This is a genomic window from Thiofilum flexile DSM 14609, from assembly GCF_000380185.1.
Classification (GTDB): domain Bacteria; phylum Pseudomonadota; class Gammaproteobacteria; order Thiotrichales; family Thiotrichaceae; genus Thiofilum; species Thiofilum flexile.
The window spans coordinates 1-15981 of the sequence record NZ_KB904787.1 but is presented as its reverse complement, the minus strand read 5'-3'; the positions used below and the strand labels follow the sequence as shown (position 1 = coordinate 15981).

The 15981-nt window shown below is 39.4% G+C and carries 21 protein-coding genes and 1 pseudogene; 4 read left to right on the top strand and 18 right to left on the bottom strand.

What is annotated here, in order from left to right; translation table 11 throughout:
* Window positions 1-222, top strand: a 222-nt coding sequence (locus A3IK_RS19525) for a hypothetical protein (protein WP_020560576.1), incomplete at its 5' end; no start/stop codon positions are given.
* Here the strand turns inward: A3IK_RS19525 and A3IK_RS21850 are convergent.
* From A3IK_RS21850 to A3IK_RS0113765, 13 genes are all read right to left on the bottom strand, one after another.
* On the bottom strand, window positions 211-342 hold the full coding sequence (locus A3IK_RS21850) for a hypothetical protein (RefSeq protein ID WP_281167285.1): 132 nt from the start codon (window positions 340-342) through the stop codon (window positions 211-213). The genes A3IK_RS19525 and A3IK_RS21850 overlap by 12 nt on opposite strands.
* Window positions 343-477: 135 nt before the next feature.
* Window positions 478-1536, bottom strand: coding sequence for a pseudaminic acid synthase (gene pseI / locus A3IK_RS0113820; RefSeq protein WP_020560575.1), 1059 nt, complete (start codon window positions 1534-1536; stop codon window positions 478-480).
* A 10-nt stretch (window positions 1537-1546) separates the two neighbouring features.
* Entirely contained in the window at window positions 1547-2092 is a 546-nt protein-coding gene (gene pseH, locus A3IK_RS0113815) for a UDP-4-amino-4,6-dideoxy-N-acetyl-beta-L-altrosamine N-acetyltransferase (RefSeq protein ID WP_020560574.1), read from the bottom strand.
* 13 nt (window positions 2093-2105) lie between these two features.
* Window positions 2106-3242: a UDP-2,4-diacetamido-2,4,6-trideoxy-beta-L-altropyranose hydrolase gene (gene pseG / locus A3IK_RS0113810; RefSeq protein ID WP_211209453.1), complete on the bottom strand. Its 1137-nt coding sequence runs from the start codon at window positions 3240-3242 to the stop codon at window positions 2106-2108.
* The gene (locus A3IK_RS0113805; protein WP_020560572.1) at window positions 3215-3841 is read right to left on the bottom strand and encodes a pseudaminic acid biosynthesis-associated methylase; all 627 of its coding nucleotides are present in this window, start codon (window positions 3839-3841) and stop codon (window positions 3215-3217) included. Before A3IK_RS0113805 ends, pseG begins: the two co-directional genes overlap by 28 nt.
* A complete protein-coding gene (pseF, locus tag A3IK_RS0113800) occupies window positions 3828-4535 on the bottom strand; it encodes a pseudaminic acid cytidylyltransferase (protein WP_020560571.1) in 708 nt (235 codons plus the stop codon). The genes A3IK_RS0113805 and pseF overlap by 14 nt, the downstream gene beginning before the upstream one ends.
* The gene (gene pseC, locus A3IK_RS0113795; protein ID WP_040849275.1) at window positions 4532-5698 is read right to left on the bottom strand and encodes a UDP-4-amino-4,6-dideoxy-N-acetyl-beta-L-altrosamine transaminase; all 1167 of its coding nucleotides are present in this window, start codon (window positions 5696-5698) and stop codon (window positions 4532-4534) included. Before pseC ends, pseF begins: the two co-directional genes overlap by 4 nt.
* Before the next feature lie 10 nt (window positions 5699-5708).
* Complete coding sequence (locus tag A3IK_RS0113790; RefSeq protein ID WP_026220977.1) at window positions 5709-6992, bottom strand: DUF4910 domain-containing protein; 1284 nt, start codon at window positions 6990-6992, stop codon at window positions 5709-5711.
* A 15-nt stretch (window positions 6993-7007) separates the two neighbouring features.
* Window positions 7008-7823, bottom strand: coding sequence for an AAC(3) family N-acetyltransferase (locus tag A3IK_RS0113785; RefSeq protein WP_020560568.1), 816 nt, complete (start codon window positions 7821-7823; stop codon window positions 7008-7010).
* Window positions 7820-8059: an acyl carrier protein gene (locus tag A3IK_RS0113780; RefSeq protein WP_020560567.1), complete on the bottom strand. Its 240-nt coding sequence runs from the start codon at window positions 8057-8059 to the stop codon at window positions 7820-7822. Before A3IK_RS0113780 ends, A3IK_RS0113785 begins: the two co-directional genes overlap by 4 nt.
* On the bottom strand, window positions 8052-8990 hold the full coding sequence (locus A3IK_RS0113775) for a ketoacyl-ACP synthase III (protein WP_020560566.1): 939 nt from the start codon (window positions 8988-8990) through the stop codon (window positions 8052-8054). The genes A3IK_RS0113780 and A3IK_RS0113775 overlap by 8 nt, the downstream gene beginning before the upstream one ends.
* 359 nt (window positions 8991-9349) lie before the next feature.
* Window positions 9350-9634: a phosphoribosyltransferase domain-containing protein gene (locus A3IK_RS0113770; protein WP_020560565.1), complete on the bottom strand. Its 285-nt coding sequence runs from the start codon at window positions 9632-9634 to the stop codon at window positions 9350-9352.
* Between the two features lie 3 nt (window positions 9635-9637).
* Window positions 9638-10780, bottom strand: a complete 1143-nt coding sequence (locus A3IK_RS0113765; RefSeq protein ID WP_020560564.1) for a trypsin-like peptidase domain-containing protein — start codon at window positions 10778-10780, stop codon at window positions 9638-9640.
* A gap of 204 nt (window positions 10781-10984) precedes the next feature.
* On the opposite strand from A3IK_RS0113765, the gene A3IK_RS0113760 reads away from it, so the two are divergent.
* A complete protein-coding gene (locus tag A3IK_RS0113760; protein ID WP_020560563.1) occupies window positions 10985-11365 on the top strand; it encodes an SEL1-like repeat protein in 381 nt (126 codons plus the stop codon).
* Between the two features lie 9 nt (window positions 11366-11374).
* Here the strand turns inward: A3IK_RS0113760 and A3IK_RS0113755 are convergent, their stop codons facing one another.
* Window positions 11375-11647, bottom strand: a complete 273-nt coding sequence (locus tag A3IK_RS0113755; protein ID WP_020560562.1) for a putative quinol monooxygenase — start codon at window positions 11645-11647, stop codon at window positions 11375-11377.
* A gap of 63 nt (window positions 11648-11710) precedes the next feature.
* Here A3IK_RS0113755 and A3IK_RS20915 point away from each other — a divergent pair.
* Window positions 11711-11851 (top strand): annotated as a pseudogene (locus A3IK_RS20915) (IS1 family transposase); the annotation flags it as partial.
* 140 nt (window positions 11852-11991) lie between these two features.
* Window positions 11992-14430, top strand: a complete 2439-nt coding sequence (locus tag A3IK_RS0113750; protein ID WP_020560561.1) for an ATP-binding protein — start codon at window positions 11992-11994, stop codon at window positions 14428-14430.
* 15 nt (window positions 14431-14445) lie between these two features.
* Here A3IK_RS0113750 and A3IK_RS0113745 read toward each other — a convergent pair whose 3' ends face one another.
* The 4 genes from A3IK_RS0113745 to A3IK_RS21385 all read right to left on the bottom strand — a co-directional run bounded on the left by A3IK_RS0113745 (window position 14446) and on the right by A3IK_RS21385 (window position 15794).
* Window positions 14446-14739, bottom strand: coding sequence for a hypothetical protein (locus A3IK_RS0113745; RefSeq protein WP_020560560.1), 294 nt, complete (start codon window positions 14737-14739; stop codon window positions 14446-14448).
* A 23-nt stretch (window positions 14740-14762) separates the two neighbouring features.
* Window positions 14763-15125: a hypothetical protein gene (locus A3IK_RS0113740; RefSeq protein WP_020560559.1), complete on the bottom strand. Its 363-nt coding sequence runs from the start codon at window positions 15123-15125 to the stop codon at window positions 14763-14765.
* 29 nt (window positions 15126-15154) lie between these two features.
* On the bottom strand, window positions 15155-15448 hold the full coding sequence (locus A3IK_RS0113735; protein WP_020560558.1) for a hypothetical protein: 294 nt from the start codon (window positions 15446-15448) through the stop codon (window positions 15155-15157).
* Between the two features lie 73 nt (window positions 15449-15521).
* Window positions 15522-15794 (bottom strand): hypothetical protein, encoded by a 273-nt coding sequence (locus A3IK_RS21385; protein ID WP_162596662.1) that lies wholly within the window; start codon window positions 15792-15794, stop codon window positions 15522-15524.
* Between the last annotated feature and the right edge of the window lie 187 nt (window positions 15795-15981).

Genomic DNA, 15981 nt, shown 5'->3' with positions numbered 1-15981 from the left:
CGACTCCATTGGGTCTTGGATGTGCTGATGCAGGAGGATAAGGCGCGTAACCGTACCGGCGATAGCGCTCACAATTTCTCCCTCCTACGCCAGATGGCGACTAACTTACTTCGGTACAGCCAGACAAATAAGCATAGTCTCAAAGTACGACGAAAGCAGGCCGCTTGGTCAACCGATTATCTCGCCGAACTCTTGGAGCCACTCATCCCTCTACAACAATAAAGATTCAAGCGATTGCCCTGCACTACCAGGCATTACTACTGTTGTTGCCATTGCTGCATGAGATGAAAGTATCCAAACAGCCAATGCACTAATAGCAGTCTTCCAATAACGATTAATCATCTTGATCACCTTTGTCGTAATAAAAATAACGCTATAAGTGTACAATATTAAAAGAGTTTTTATTAATAGTTTTTATTAATAGTTTTTATTAGAAGTTTTTATTAACCTTTAACTGTTGATTAGTTATTATACTTATCATTTACTCTGGTTAAATAAGTCTAAAGATATGGGTGTATTTTTTGATACAGATTTGATGATTTTTTCACCATTTATTTTATAGAGATATTTAGGAGCCAAACCAAACCCCGGTCTAACACTTCGCACACACTCTTCAGTAACCACTTCTCCCGCTTCCATATCCTTAACAAAATACAAAGACCGCCGAAATTTCACATTTCCACGCTCGCTGGATTTCATCCCATAGTCTACTTGTCCTAATGCTTCCCAAGCAGTTTTAGCATCACGACATAATGCAGCTAGCTCCAACGGCTCTAATGAAAAACTGTCGTCTGGCCCACCACCTTTACGATCAAGTGTCACGTGTTTCTCAATGATAGATGCACCTAGGGCAACACTAGTAATCGCTGTGGTGTTATCAATCGTGTGATCGGAAAGACCTGTTACCAAACCAAACCGTTGAATCATGTCTGGTATAGTTCGTAAGTTATAATCAGATGCTGGAGCAGGGTAGCCACTGACGCAATGTAGTATAGCCAGTTCTTTACAGCCACCTTCGTGTGCAGCTTCAATGGCCTCTTGAATTTCTTCTGCATTTGCCATACCAGTTGAGATAATCATTGGTTTACCAGTACTGGCAGCATATTTAATTAGTGGAAGATCAACAGCTTCAAAGGAGGCAATTTTATAGGCAGGAGTGTTTAAATCTTCCAGTAAATCAATCGCTGTATTATCGAAAGGTGAGCTAAAAATGGTAATGCCCAACTTATGAGCGTAGTCGAATAGGGGCTTATGCCAATCCCAAGGCATATAAGCTTCTGAATACAGCTGGTAGAGAGTTTTTCCATCCCATAAACCACCATGTATTTGGAAGTCCTCAGAGTCGCAGTCTAAAGTAATCGTATCAGGTCGATATGTCTGTAGTTTGACCGCATCCGCTCCTGAATATTTTGCAACCTCAATAATTTTAAAAGCATTATTAATATCACCATTATGATTGGCGGATATTTCAGCAATAATATAAGGAGGATTTTGAGTTGATATTTTTTTATTGTCAATAGTGATCGTTGGTTGCATAAGTTTTCATTTACAAGAAAGAGTTTAATTTGTCTGAAATAGCATTTTTTTCTTTTTCCCATTCTTTTCTTAAAATGCCAAGCCTATACACATCAATAAGATTGTTTTTTTGTAAGTACTGCTCTCGAAATATCCCCTCTGTTATAAAGCCGAACTTTTTATGAATGTTTAATGATGGATTGGTAGATAAAACATCACAATATATTTTGTTTAACCCAATCTCATTAAATCCATACTCTAGCATTAAAAACTCCATTTTTGTTCCAGTGCCTTTTGGAGCATATGGAGCTCTATAGAAACCCCAAGCAGAGTTTCTATTAGCATGATTAATATTATTAAATGAAATAACCCCAAAAGCCGTTTCTGAAAGTTCATAAATAAAGTATTTATCAGTTTTTGATTCTTTTATATTTTGCCACCATTTTAAATGCTCATTTATGCTGATTTCGTGTTGGTTATACATATGAGTACGTATATCTGGATGATTTCTCCATGAAAGTATGAGCTCAAGCTCATCTTCTTTTATGCTTCTAAGTATTCCAAATTTACTTTTCATAAAATATCTTTTTTTAATTTCCTAAGATAAACGATGTTATTTTTTCTGTACCTAAACCAATAGTCAACTCTCTGGACTTTTTGGAGAGTATATTTAATTTTTCATATAGATATTTCTTGTTCGAGAAAAAATTAAACAAATAGTTTTGAAGGACGGCGATATGCTCAATAACTTCAATTTTTTTCTTAAGAAGAATACCTGCAAAGATTTGGTTTTTTGCAGTTATAAGCATAATCGTTGGTAAACCAAGACAACAACGTTCCCATGTTGTGCTTCCCGCAGCTCCAATACAGAGGTCACTGTTCGCCATTAATTCAGCCATATTAGAAATATTAACCTTGACTTCAATGACCCAAGGCAACTGTTGAGTTTGTGCTCTAATAATCTCTAACCAAGGAGCATGCTCACCCATCACAATAATAATTTTGCAGTGGTGGGGTAGATGACTGTTGACTAAAGCAGCAAGAACTTGACCAGTTATATTATCCTTATCTACTCCACCTAAAGTAATCAATAATTGCTTTAATTGTGGTTGTTGGCGGCGTTGTAGACTATATTCACGCCATTGGGCAAATTCAGGGCGTAACAGCGCATAGTAAGAGCCAGTAAGGATAGTACAATGCTCAGGAACAAGCGCCTGATAATCGCGTTCATCACGCCCAAAAGTTTGATCCAGCAATAAATCACAATCATGAAAACGATCTGCTAAATCATCAATCACCATGATTTTTTGACAATAAGGTCTTAGCTGCCGCTCCCATTCTTGATTCAGAGCGTAATGATCTACAATCAACCAAGCAAGTTTACTCGTTGTTAGTGTTTGGATAGCGGCGATAGTTTGCTGAGCATCTTCTTCTTGGAACGTGCCTAGCCAAGATAAATACTCTTGATGTGGATGTTGACTAGTAAATCTAGAACTGACTTCCTTGACCGATGATAAGAGAATAACACTATGGCCTTTGTTTTGGATTAGTGATTGCATATTGCCGTTATGGTCACGGCAAATAAAGATACACTCTATGCCTTCATTTTTAAGCGCGTCTGCTAAAGTCAAACAACGCATTACATGACCACTACCTATTTCAATAGAGGCATCGACCCGGAAGACGACAAACATATCGTTTACAGAGTTTTCTCTAATAAAAACCAAGTAGCATCATCCTGTGGAAAGTTTGGGTCTCGTCTGTAAACAAAGCCATAATCAACCAGCTTTAAATCTGGATATATATCTAGCATTTCTCCAGCGAAATCCCTTTTGAATAAACGATCGTTGTGTCCGCGATAATTGATCGTGACAGGTGATGGATTATAATATTCTATTAAACAAATATACTTTGAGCTGCTCTGGTAAAGTTTTTCATAGACATTTCTGAGATGTTCTGGATTTATATGTATCAATACACCCTTAATAAAAGCCAAGTCGTATTTTTCTGTGATCTCAACATCAAGTATAGATCCTTCATAGATTTTATTTACTTCCGCCCATTTTTTTAACTCTGTAATAGCAGTTGAATTGATTTCAATAGCAGCTAATCTAGTATCTGGCGCTAGGTTCTTTATGGATCTTAAATTTAATCCAATATTAGAGCCAAACTCAATAAGGCTTTTTACATTAGTTGTACGGCTAAGGATTTTTGAGAATAATGCTGTGTTACTGGCAATCCAACCATTTCCAATGTTTCTGGATGAGTACTCATCACCAAATTCTGTTGCCCAAAAGAGTTCTTGCTCCGTCTTATACTGGCTCACTATTAATCTCCTGCTGTAAAAGTTTAAACATTAATTCTGCTCGTACCCAATCTTCTTTAGTATCAATATCTTGTACTAAATGTTTGGGTAAAATGATAGGATAGCTTTGTGAGGAGAAAATAGGTTTCTCTTCTAGCCAAGCGCTATTGGTTCCCCAATAAAACTGCCCTGCATCATGGTAGGCTTCTTCTAAATCTTGAGAACGAGTACTGAAATGCTCAGGGGAAAACATCTGTATTGTATTATTTTGTTGAAGCTTAATAGCCCGTTGGATAGGAAAAGCATAACTGGTAACAGAAAAAGCATAATCCGCATTTTTTTGCTGGATTAACGTCAGTCCACCTTTCAATGCATCGACAGAAATAAAAGGTGCGGTTGCATAAATACAGCATACCCATTCCGGCGTAATCTGATTAGCCTCCAACCATTGAATCGCATGTTTAATGACTGGAATCGTTGCAACAAAATCACCCGATAGTTCTGCAGGTCGTACGAAGGGTACTTCAGCACCAAATTGTAAGGCAATCTCTGCAATATTTTCATCATCAGTAGAAACAATAACCCGCTCAAAACAACCACTTTGCAAAGCTGCTTCAATTGACCAAGCAATCATTGGTTTACCACAAAAGTTTTTGATGTTTTTTCGAGGAATACGCTTGCTACCTCCTCGTGCAGGGATAATAGCGACATTCATGCTTGTAAAATCTTTGTTAGTATTGAGCAAACCCTTTCTTGTTGTTCATCTGTCATAGCGGAAAACATGGGTAGACTAATTGCTTCCTGATAATAACGCTCGCTTTCAGGAAAATCTCCAGATTCAAACCCCATAGTTTGATAGTAAGGTTGGGTATGGACTGGAATATAATGTAAATTAACCCCGATTCCTTGCTGGCGCAATGCATCAAATACTTCTCTATGTGTCAATTTGATAGCGCTCAATTGTAATCGTATTACATATAAATGTAAGCCAGAATAGCTATCAGTATGCTGCCAAGGTAAAATTAGTGGGAGATGATCTAATAGTTCATTATATCGTTGTGCTAATTTATGCCGCCGCTGCACAAATTCATCTAGCCGTTGCATTTGGCTAATCCCTAGGGCTGCTTGCATATCTGTCATGCGGTAGTTATAGCCTAAAGCAATTTGCTGGTAATACCACGCCCCATCTGAATCATGCGTCATTTGCATTGGATCACGAGTAATACCATGACTACGTAATAGTTCCATCTTTGCAGCTAACTCTGCTTGATTAGTAGTAGCAACTCCACCTTCTGCAGTGGTAATAATTTTTACTGGATGGAAACTGAAAATAGTAATATCACTATAACGACAATTACCAATTGATTCTCCTCGATATTTACCACCAATAGCATGAGAAGCATCTTCGATGATCTTAAACCCAAATTCGAGACTTAACTGATGAATTTGCTTCATCTCACAAGGTTGTCCACACAAATGTACTGGAATCACCACCTTGGGCAAACGATTATTTTTTTTTGCCTGCTCTAATTTATGCTGTAGTTGTTCAATACTTAAATTATAAGTCCGTGGGTTGATGTCGACGAAATCAATACTTGCTCCACAATACAAAGCGCAATTTGCACTGGCAACAAACGTAATCGGACTAGTCCAAACTATATCACCCTCACCAACCCCTAGCGCTAGACAAGCAATATGTAAAGCAGAAGTAGCACTATTGACTGCTACAGCATACTTTGCCCCACAATAGTCGCTAATGGTTTGCTCAAAAGTTGGGACAGTAGGCCCTTGAGTAAGAAAATCTGAGCGTAATACATCAACTACTGCTTGAATATCGATTTCACTGATCTCTTGGCGACCATAAGGAATGAAGCTCATATTTAGCATATTAATATTTGATTTCCTCTAGTAGTCCAGCATGAATTAGCTTTTCAATAATAGGTAGACAATCTAGGGCATTTTGCTTAGTTATTTCAGCTATTTCAATGAGATCCTTTTCACCATCAGCATAAGCTAGAATATTCATCATATCATAAATGTCTTTATCACGTTTTTGGCTTAATGTAGGATATAAGCCTCGTTTACCAAGCTGTGGCTCACATAGACATTTGGTTTTATAGTAGGCATTATTTTCAATAAGCATTAGTGCTTTTGATAGAACATCGAAACCACCTTGTAAGCCTTCAGAAGTAACTAGTTTGAGGTCATCTAAAGAGGTGTGATACTCCGGGTACTCACCATATTTACTACGCATTATAGAGCAGACAGGTAAATCAACCCCAGGACTACAATATTGACGTTCGTCGCTACCACGCTCAAGAAATGAATAGGTATCATAATTAGCCGTATGATATTTTAATACATGTTTTGCAGCCCGGTCTGCTAGAGTATGGCCATGACGAGAGGGCATATACGAATAAGCTCGATCATCACCAACACAAGTAATAACAAAACCAGCAATACAATTCTTTTTCAGAGTTGATAAATGACGGCTTAAGTAAACAATTGAGCCTATCGTTTCGGGGATAAAAATAATTCGATAGGTATATCTTAGGTTCCCTAATCCCTCTAACCACTGAGCTAATGCAGTAGTAACTACAGGGCCAGATAATTCATTATTTGCCATTGAAGGATGGCAAATATAAGTAGATAAGAAAATTTCTTGTTTACTTCTTCCAGGAATAATTAATTCGCCATAATTTAGTACACCATGCTTAAGCGATGAGTTAATGACTACATGGTAATTTTGGTTTGTCAATTGCTTACGTTGTTGTTGACTTAAACAAAAACCCCAGCGCTTTTTATAATAAGAGGTGACATATGGAATAGCATCCGGGTATTGGGGTAAGGAAAAGAGATACTGCTCTAATTCTTCTAAGTACATCCATTTATCAACAGGAATAGAGTAACCAACAATATGTAAGTTGTTTTTTTGGAAGTCAATAATGCGTGTATTAAATTCATCAGCTATGTAGGCATCGGTGATATTCCATTCTAAAGGAACCTCCCAATCAAATGCCTTAGTTCCTGTTGGAACATCATGGATGACGAGTTCAGGTAAAAGATTTTGAATATAATTTAATGTTATGCGAACCCCCTCTCCGGTTAAACTTCGACAAATGGGCCATAAATCTTGTGCCCATCTATACATTATATTTCCATATTTTTTCATGATTCTCTTATGTTTTTATCTCTGATATGGTTTATCAAAAGGCTCTTGATTAAGCCATAAATAAAGATCAGATGAAAAATAAATGCTTAAAGAATTATAAAAATCTCTCATAGAAAAGCTTTCAATAAAAGAATTTCCTAAAGGTATAGAGTTGACAGTATGTTCTTTTCGAAATATATCAAAAATTTTACGATTTCTATCTCTTACAATGTTTATATTATTGTATAAAACATAAAGATACCAAGGTTGTATGGTCTTTTTTGTACCGATAATACATGGATGCATAAATTCTTTCACGTATCTATAAGGAACTCCCATCATAAACTCTAAATGGTGAACAATACTAGCTGTTGTTTCTATTTCTTTACCAACAGAAACATATAGAGCATCTTCATCAATCATACGTGAAAAGGGGGATTGTGGGCCGTAGACATGCCGAGAATTGTTTGTACAAAAATATTCAGCTTTATAACCATGCGCAGTTGAGGAGGAAAAAGGGTGTAATTGCCTTATAGAACCTTCTTTTTTTCTAAGAAACTCAGTAAATATGCCAGTTTCACTAGGGGTTTTAGCAGGGTCGAATACTTTATCTGTGTTACATAACGACCAAGAGTGTGTTGGAACTACAAGAGTACCTTGACTACCAATCAAATCTCTCAGCGCAGAATAGTGCGCATTTAGTAAAGAGTCTTTGCCTTTATTTTCGTAGAGTCCCGGACGCCCAAAGTTACCTGTTATATAAACTGTCTTCCCTGCTGATACTCCAACCCTTTCATAAGCATCTAAAATATTCCGCTGCGTATAGATTAGGTTATTTAATGGAGAGTTCATCCCGCTTTACCATGATCTTTAGCATATTGAAGAATATTATTAATAGTATTACATTTCTCCACATCTGAATCAGGGATAATTAAACCATACTTTTCTTGTAAGGAAAATAAAATGTTCGCATGGTCTAGTGAATCAATACCACTATCTTTAAAGATTGCATCATTACTTATATTTTTAATACTTTCATCAACAACTACCTCATTAAGTATTTGTCTAATAATTTCTTCATTAATCATAATTACTTTCCTTTCTTGATAAAATAGTAGATGCCCAAGATAACCCAACACCAAAGCCACTAATAAGTATTTTCTTATACGGGTCTAGATTCTCAGTTGCTAAAACAACAGGTATCGATGAGGATACTAAGTTTCCATATTGTTTAGCAAAAAAACGGGTTCTTTCAGTAGCGTTAATTCTTTTGCCAATAGTATCAATTAGGTACTTACTACCTTGATGTAAAATAAATTGATCTATTTCTTCTGAGGAGGTATTGTTTATTTCTAGAGTACGCTCAATGCTTTTAGGAACCTCAGTTGCTGAAAAATTAAAAACAGCCCTGCCATTCATATATAATAGACCATTACTTCCTAACTCTAAATCCTTCCTTCCTTTCCCATCTGTACCAAAATCGAATTTTCCTAAAAACCATATTGGATTATCAGTGCTTAACCATGTTGCAGTTCCGCCGTCGCCAAATAATAAACTCGTATTTTTATCTGCTTGATCAATTATTTTTGAATAAGGATCACATGTTACTAAGATACCATTCTTCATTTTTTGCATAGTCATAAAGGAGTGTATGATAGCAAGTCCATAAACAAAACCTGAGCATCCTAGTGAAATATCAAAAGTAGCGCAATTTTTTTGCAAATTATATTTATCATGTAGAATTGATGCAGTATGTGGTAATCCTTTATCATGTGGATTTTGTGTAACAAGAATCAAACATTCTACTTGAGTTGGTAATAAATTTGAATTTTGAAAAAGTTTGTCTAGAGCTATGCTAGCAAGATCGGCAGTATCTTCCTCATCTAAAAGTTGCCTTCGTTGAACAACCCCAATTTTTTTTTCAATCAAATCTTTATCTGTATCAAGCAGTATGCCTTGTTCAATATTATCTATAGTTTTTTTCCCAAAAGCAAAGGATATATATTTAATTCCAATCATCTTGAACCCCAGTAAAGTTTATATTTCCAATTTTTATATTATCAATATATATATCAGTATGTGTTATCTTGAGTCCTAGATTTTTTGAAAATTCGAGTTTTATTTTTTTATATGAGGATGGTAATGTATCTAGATTAATTTGTGTGAAAATCCATTTTACTTTTTGAGAGTAAATATTTAATTTTAATAGCTCTTTATTGATTGCAACTATATTTTCAATAAACGAAAATCCAGTTCCTTCTTCTAATAGTGCAGTATTTTTAGAGAATGTTGTTTTTTTTAGTATAAAATCTTCATCATAAGGTAGGCGATCAGTGATTTTATCACTTATTTCAATAATAATATATATGATCTTATCTTTAGCCTAGGGCAATCGCGGTTTCAGCCATACCGATTACGAGTAAGGGAGTGGGTAAGTCATCCGGTATGAGTTGTGCGAGGGTATCGGTCGCTCGGCGCATAAGGGAGGGTGCAACCGGAATATGCCGCCCTAATACTTTAGAGACAAATAAAAAAGAGCGTTTAGGATTGCGGCGCTCCGCAAAGCCAAATAAATCATAAGGGGTATAGGTACTATGCTGAGAGGCAATATGTAGGGTTAAAGTGCCCGTGGTCAGTTCAACTTGTTGGGTTTCTATTTGCATTTATTAACTCATACATTCTACGCGCCAGATCGCTGCTTGGGTTTGTTGGGCAATTTGTGCGGTGCTGAGTGTGCGTTCATTCACTTGTAGCTGATACGGGGCTTGTACCGCTTCAAGGAGAGCGAGCGCTAACACATTACGCACAGCAAAATTCATGTTTTGGGTATTAACAAAACTGGATGACACTACCCCTAACACCGCGCCCGTATTGTCTAGTAAGGGGCTGCCACTAGAGCCGGGTTGAATGGGGGCGGTGAATTGCAGCAGCCTTATATCATTTTGTGCACCAAATAAGCCAGAAATTACCCCCTGAGTGGCTTGAATCCCAGAACCCATAATACTAGCGAGTGGGTAGCCTAGGGTGGTAATCGGTTCGGCTAAGCCAATGCTGGTTTTGCGAAAGGCTAGGGGGTGAATGTGACTAGGGCAGGCGGCACGTACTAAAGCAAGGTCATTGGTTTCATCGCTAATGACGACCTCGGCATCGAGTTTGCCCTGAATTGAGGTGAGACGTAGCTGTCGTGCGCCTTCGACTACATGGGCATTGGTCATAAATAGATTAGGGGAGACTAAAAAGCCTGTACCTGACCAGGCCTCAGGGCGTTCATTACTAGCGCCATAGCTACCACTAGAGGGGGAGTGAGGCGAGCGCTCATCAATCTCAGCCCCCATACGTCGTCCTAATGCACTTAAGCCATAGGCTGAGGTTTCGGCGAGGGCACGAATTTTCCAAGCCCCATTGCGTTGATAGAGTTCGGCAATAATGAGTGCTGAGGCGCTAATGGGTTTGAGGTCAAGGGTGTGAGTGAATACGTTTTCTTGCTGTAGGGTGACTTGCTGGGCAAAGTCGAGTGGGCCTTTGGCACCGTAGCGATACAGCACGAGTTGAAGGCGAGTGATGCGGGTGTCGGGGAGGCGATTGGTATCAAAGGTGAGATTAAATTGGGTGCCATTATTGACGAGTTCTGAGGTGAGCCAATGGGTGTTGGGATGATGGGCGAGTACGGTGTCGGCGACTAGGTGCTTGCTTTCATCCACGGGTAATACGGCAAGCCCCAGATCGTAGCGAATATCAATAGGGAAGGAGAGGGAGAAGTCCCACCGTGTACCACTGAGTGCCAGATTGGCTCCAACGACTAGATTCATTCTATTCAACCTCGTCTACGTTATTCTCAATGACGGTGATGATAGCAAGGAATAGGAAGCAGGGTTGGAGTTTGCGCTGAGCGATATATTGAAATTAATGAGCTATAACGGTTGTATACTATTTTTTATAAGATCCAAATGCCCAGTGGCTATGCGTTAGCCCGAAGGGTGATATAATGAAACTTCGTTAAGTTGGATATTGTTATGAACGCATTAGAAATCGCAAGAGCAAAAAAGCTTTATGATCAAGGTAGTGCTAGAAAACTTTATAATTATATTAAAAAATATTTGGATAGACATGATCCCTATGCCCCCTATTTTTATTCAACTATAAGTTTAACGGAGTGGAATGAGTCTTATGAACAAGGTGAATCTAGAAGAGTAAAATTGTTAATTGAATCCGCTGATGCAGGTGTTCCAGAGGCTGCCTATCAGCTAGCCTGTTGCTATCTGTCAGGAGGAGATGGTGTTGAAAGGAATTGGAATACGGCATTGAAGTATATTAAACAGGCGATGGAGAAAAATTATGAGCCAGCTCTAGCAACATATGCCGTCCTTCGGGAAAATCCATCGAATTTTGATTAAGAGTTTGATTTAAAGTAATTCGTACTCACTTACATCAAAAGATTCCACGAGTGAAAATAGATTATTTTCTGGGCCTGATTTTCGGAAGGTATCCAGTGCAGAACGAGATTTCCATTTTTCAAAAATGTTTACTCTATTTAAATCAATAGGGTCTGGTGATACCGAAAAATCCATACAAGATTCATTTTTTCTAGCCAATAATATGGCTTCACAAGATTTATCAACGAACTCATCTCGCGAGCCAGATTTAATTATCAATTTACCTGCAACAATGATTGCCATGTCATTACTCTCTAGAGTTATGATTTAGAAGAGTTAAATGGCTAGTAGCTCTATAGCTAGTCCATTGAGCATCAGAATCTTAACTGTCGCACCCATATCAAGCGACTGGCATGCAAGACGACTTACTTTTCTAAATCCGTGGAGATTCATGATAAAGTGATCGGGAGTTTATTAACAGAATTTTTCAACTCTTCTAAAGCATAACACGAAAAATAAAAAATCGTGCTTTAAGAGTGAGAAAATTCACTAAACCCAAAACGGCTAGGTAAATAGTAATATGAAGCTACAATCAGCATGCTACAATTCTATTTATCTTGTCAAGGTTAGGATTTAAAAGTAGTGTCATGACAAAAGTGCTACTGGGTAGTTATCACTATGATCTTCAGCAGCAACAGTTATTGGATACACAGAATCATGTTTGTCCTTTGCGCCAACAATCATTAAGTGTTCTGCATCAGTTGGTTATCTGTGCCAATACCGTAGTATCTAAGCAGCAATTGTTTAGTGAAGTTTGGAGTGAGGTTTACGTTACTGACGATTCTCTCGTGCAATGTATTGCAGATATTCGTCGTGCTCTACATGACCATAATCATGAGATTTTGCAAACCATTCCACGGCGTGGTTATCTATTAATTGCCAAACCTATTAATACTTCTGTCAATCACTCGACTAATCTTCCAGAGGATTTATTACCTTTTTTAGGGCGCACTACCGAATTAAATGACTTGCAGCAGCGGCTTAAGGATTCTGGTTGCCGGTTATTGACGCTATTAGGTTTAGGTGGGGTTGGTAAATCCCGTTTAGCTAAAGCGGTGGCTAAATGCTTGATCGGGCAATTTGAACATGGGGTATGGTGGGTGGAATTAGCCCCTGTGCAGCACCCTGATTTAATCCCTCTTGCCATCGCAAACGCTATGGGTATTTCCTTACAAGGTAAACGCAGCCCTTTAGCTCAATTACAATACACCTTAGGCAAACAACAATGCTTATTAGTTTTGGATAATATGGAGCATTTATTACCTGAAAATGGAGTATGTCAGGCGCTTTTAGAAACTAATCCGAATCTTAAAATTTTAGTTACGTCGCGTTTGCTGTTGCATATTTATGGTGAGTGGCTCTATCCGTTAGCGGGTTTAAAAGCTTTTGATTATGAAGAAGATGCAGGGTATGAGCTATTTCTGCACACTGCTAAACGACTAAGCCCACAACGCACTTTTTCATTGGATGAGCAGCAAGCGATTCAAGCCATTTGTAATTTAGTGGATGGTTTGCCATTGGGGATTGAAATTGCTGCAAGTTGGGTGCGTTGTTTGTCCTGTCATGAGATTTTGCAGGAGTTGCAGCGCTATTTTCAAACGGTGGGGGTGCAGACCACAGAGGCTATTAGTGCGCCTGCCTTAGATACCGTTTTGCAACAAAGCTGGCAAATGCTAAGTACCCATGAGCAACACATTATGCAGGGCTTATCTTTGTTTCGGGGGCGTTTTAGTCGAGAAGCTGCTGCTAATGTAACGGGGGCGAATTTAAACGATGTGCGTAATCTCATGGATAAATCCATGCTTAGTCGTGCTTTGGATGGGCAGTTTGCGTTGCATGAAGTTATGCGTCAATACTCCAGTGCCCGCCGCTTTCAACGGCAACCGCTATTGAGCATGAAACGTTTTGTGGATTATCACCTTGAGTTAGCCACTAGCGTGGATACAGGCATTTTGGGGCAGCAGCAATTAAGTGGGATTGCTAGGCTTGAAAGTGAGCATGATAATTTTCGTGAATGTTTCCATTTGTGCAGCACTTATCACAACACCGATTTAGTCCAGCAAGGTTTAAAACTGGCGGGTGCTTTGGGTATGTTTTGGTTTTTAGCGAATCACTGGCAAGAAGGTTATCGCTGTTCCGAGCAGTTTTTGGCGCTTAATCAAACGATGTCTTCCCATCTAGATCAAGCACGAGTGGCAATAGTAGCAGGAGGGATTGCAGCGTTAAGTGATCAGCATGAGATTGCTGAGCGCTATTTAATACATGGTACCGAGGTCGTAAAGCGTCAGGGTGAATCGGTGTCCTTAGCGCGTGGCTTGGTGGCACTTGGAGTATTACGGCGCTTACAAGGGCGTTATCAAGATGCGCTGGCATGTGGTGAGCAAGGTAAGCAGCTTTTTACCGAGCTAGGTGATCAAGGGGGCTACCAGCTCAATCTAGTTAATATAGGGCATTCATTATTGGGGCTTGGGCAGTATGACAGGGCGGTTGAAGCCTTGGAGCAAGGTATCGCTTTACATCAACAACTCGGTGTGACTTTAAGTTTGCCTTATGCATTGGTTAATTTGGGGCGAGTACATTGGCAACAACAGCAAACTAAACTTGCTCGTGCCTATCTACAGCAAAGCTTAGAGGTCACAGAAAAGTTAGGCATGTTGCTGTATCGCGCTCAAGCACACTGCATGTTAGGTTGGATAGAGTTACATGATCATAATCCAGCCCTTGCCCTGCAATGCTTTAAGCAGAGCCTCAATGATTATTTGCGTTTGGGAGATCAAGCGGGGCAGGTGGAGGTCATGCGCGGTATTGGCGTGGCAAAAGTTGAGCTGGGTGAGTTGAGGCAAGCTTGGCAGTTTATTGTTTTAGCTGAGCATTTAATTGAGCGCCTGAATATTCCCCTATTATCCAACCATCAAACCCAATTGAACGAGGCTAAGCAGCGTATTCAACTGGGTTTAAATCAAAAAGAGCTAGAGCTACACCGTAATCTAGCTTTGATTCAAGGTCTGGATGGTTTAATTATTTAGCCTCTTACACCCATTTCAGTTTACCTGAGTAGGTGGTTTATAAATGCCTGTTGGTGGTCTGGTATACTTAGGTATGCGCTTTAGAATAAAGCACTTACAAATACCTGTTCTATCATCACAGGTGGCTATATCACCACATACCTTATCCTCAAACATTTTATTGCAATCATCCTCACCGCTACATTGGCATGTAAGACCAGAGCAGGTATAGCTAGTGCGTGGAGTGGTGGGCGCATTGTCTCTAGCAGCCACCTCTGAGCTAAATACTAATACACTGGCTAGAAGTAGCAGTTGTAATAAGTTTTTCATGATAAGCATCCAATGGGTCATGGTTATTCACGGGTGCAGTCGCGACAACTTGGTGGACAAAATTCATAAGATTTGATTTTGCAGGTCATACTGTCGTCGTTGGGGATTTTAATACGTGGGGGTTTACAGGAATCACCCAACTCTTGTTGCTCTAACTCCCACACCCCGTTATTACACACAGGCACGGCACAGGGTTTACAGGTGAACTTACAACCTATCTTTTTAGGTTTGTCGGAGTTCTTACAAGTTGCTGCTGCATAATACTCAATCTCTTGAGTGGCTTTGATAGTTAAATCAGGGAAGGTTTGATGAGTTAGCGAGTTGGCTAAGGTCACGGATGACCATAGTGATAAACCTATCAGTGCTATATAAGTTAAGCGGTTCATAGAAAATCTCCTTTTCGATACGCCCTCTTTTATTGTAAGGTTTTGTCCGGCTTACTCTTGAATGAGCCGGTAGGTGCTCGGTATTTCTGACTTTTGGGCGGAGGCGGATCAGAGCATAGATCCGGTACACCGCCACATTCACTTTCGCGTGTGCCGACTCGACACCACAGTTTTCCAGAAATTGGTTCGCGGATATATGTCCCTGCCTTACCAAAGGCGTAACAGGTTCCACCTACCGTGCGTTGCACAGCTTGGGCATTGGCAGCGGAAGCCATTGAGCAAACGGCGATGAGTGTTATAGCGATTATGAGTTTGTTGACCATGATCGATCTCCTCAATTAACGGTATCAAATGCTTGGCAGTAGCAATGATTTCCCACTGCCAAACGCAAGTGGGCTAGTCACCCGTTAGTTCACACGTTATGTATTCAAAACCATCGCAAGTAGGCGCATTACAGACCATTCTAGTCTGTAAGACATATGTCAGACCGATGTCATTGGCGCGTTTAAAGTTCGTGGCGCGTACTGAGCTTTTGGTTTTATTAACGCGTTGGCACCACACATCTGCCGCGTTTTGCCCACAATATTTTCCCCACTGCAAACACCAGTCCATGCGATAGCCATTAATCGCAATGGTGTCATCGTGGTAGGTGACTTTTGATCCATTCATAGGGCGCGGTGGGACAATTGGTAAAGGAGGGGGCGGAATCAGGGCAATCGCTTGAAGTAAATCTATGATATTTCAGAAGTTAAGCATAATGGGAGATAGTAATCAGAGCAATTTTCCATGAAAAATTTACTTTTGACTTTTTAACTATCTCAATTTAATCAATAACTTGATTCAAGCGATTGCCCTG

Excerpts from the sequence above, each read along its gene's own strand:
- pseF (WP_020560571.1), bottom strand. The coding sequence starts at position 4,535 with ATGAATGTCGCTATTATCCCTGCACGAGGAGGTAGCAAGCGTATTCCT.
- A3IK_RS0113785 (WP_020560568.1), bottom strand. The coding sequence starts at position 7,823 with ATGAACTCTCCATTAAATAACCTAATCTATACGCAGCGGAATATTTTA.
- A3IK_RS0113745 (WP_020560560.1), bottom strand. The coding sequence starts at position 14,739 with ATGAAAAACTTATTACAACTGCTACTTCTAGCCAGTGTATTAGTATTT.
- pseH (WP_020560574.1), bottom strand. The coding sequence starts at position 2,092 with ATGAAAAGTAAATTTGGAATACTTAGAAGCATAAAAGAAGATGAGCTT.
- A3IK_RS0113750 (WP_020560561.1), top strand. The coding sequence starts at position 11,992 with ATGACAAAAGTGCTACTGGGTAGTTATCACTATGATCTTCAGCAGCAA.
- A3IK_RS0113770 (WP_020560565.1), bottom strand. The coding sequence starts at position 9,634 with ATGCAAATAGAAACCCAACAAGTTGAACTGACCACGGGCACTTTAACC.
- A3IK_RS0113780 (WP_020560567.1), bottom strand. The coding sequence starts at position 8,059 with ATGATTAATGAAGAAATTATTAGACAAATACTTAATGAGGTAGTTGTT.
- A3IK_RS0113740 (WP_020560559.1), bottom strand. The coding sequence starts at position 15,125 with ATGAACCGCTTAACTTATATAGCACTGATAGGTTTATCACTATGGTCA.
- A3IK_RS0113790 (WP_026220977.1), bottom strand. The coding sequence starts at position 6,992 with ATGAAAAAATATGGAAATATAATGTATAGATGGGCACAAGATTTATGG.
- pseI (WP_020560575.1), bottom strand. The coding sequence starts at position 1,536 with ATGCAACCAACGATCACTATTGACAATAAAAAAATATCAACTCAAAAT.
- A3IK_RS0113765 (WP_020560564.1), bottom strand. The coding sequence starts at position 10,780 with ATGAATCTAGTCGTTGGAGCCAATCTGGCACTCAGTGGTACACGGTGG.
- A3IK_RS0113775 (WP_020560566.1), bottom strand. The coding sequence starts at position 8,990 with ATGATTGGAATTAAATATATATCCTTTGCTTTTGGGAAAAAAACTATA.
- A3IK_RS21385 (WP_162596662.1), bottom strand. The coding sequence starts at position 15,794 with ATGAATGGATCAAAAGTCACCTACCACGATGACACCATTGCGATTAAT.
- A3IK_RS0113760 (WP_020560563.1), top strand. The coding sequence starts at position 10,985 with ATGAACGCATTAGAAATCGCAAGAGCAAAAAAGCTTTATGATCAAGGT.
- A3IK_RS0113755 (WP_020560562.1), bottom strand. The coding sequence starts at position 11,647 with ATGGCAATCATTGTTGCAGGTAAATTGATAATTAAATCTGGCTCGCGA.
- A3IK_RS0113735 (WP_020560558.1), bottom strand. The coding sequence starts at position 15,448 with ATGGTCAACAAACTCATAATCGCTATAACACTCATCGCCGTTTGCTCA.
- pseC (WP_040849275.1), bottom strand. The coding sequence starts at position 5,698 with ATGAGCTTCATTCCTTATGGTCGCCAAGAGATCAGTGAAATCGATATT.
- A3IK_RS21850 (WP_281167285.1), bottom strand. The coding sequence starts at position 342 with ATGATTAATCGTTATTGGAAGACTGCTATTAGTGCATTGGCTGTTTGG.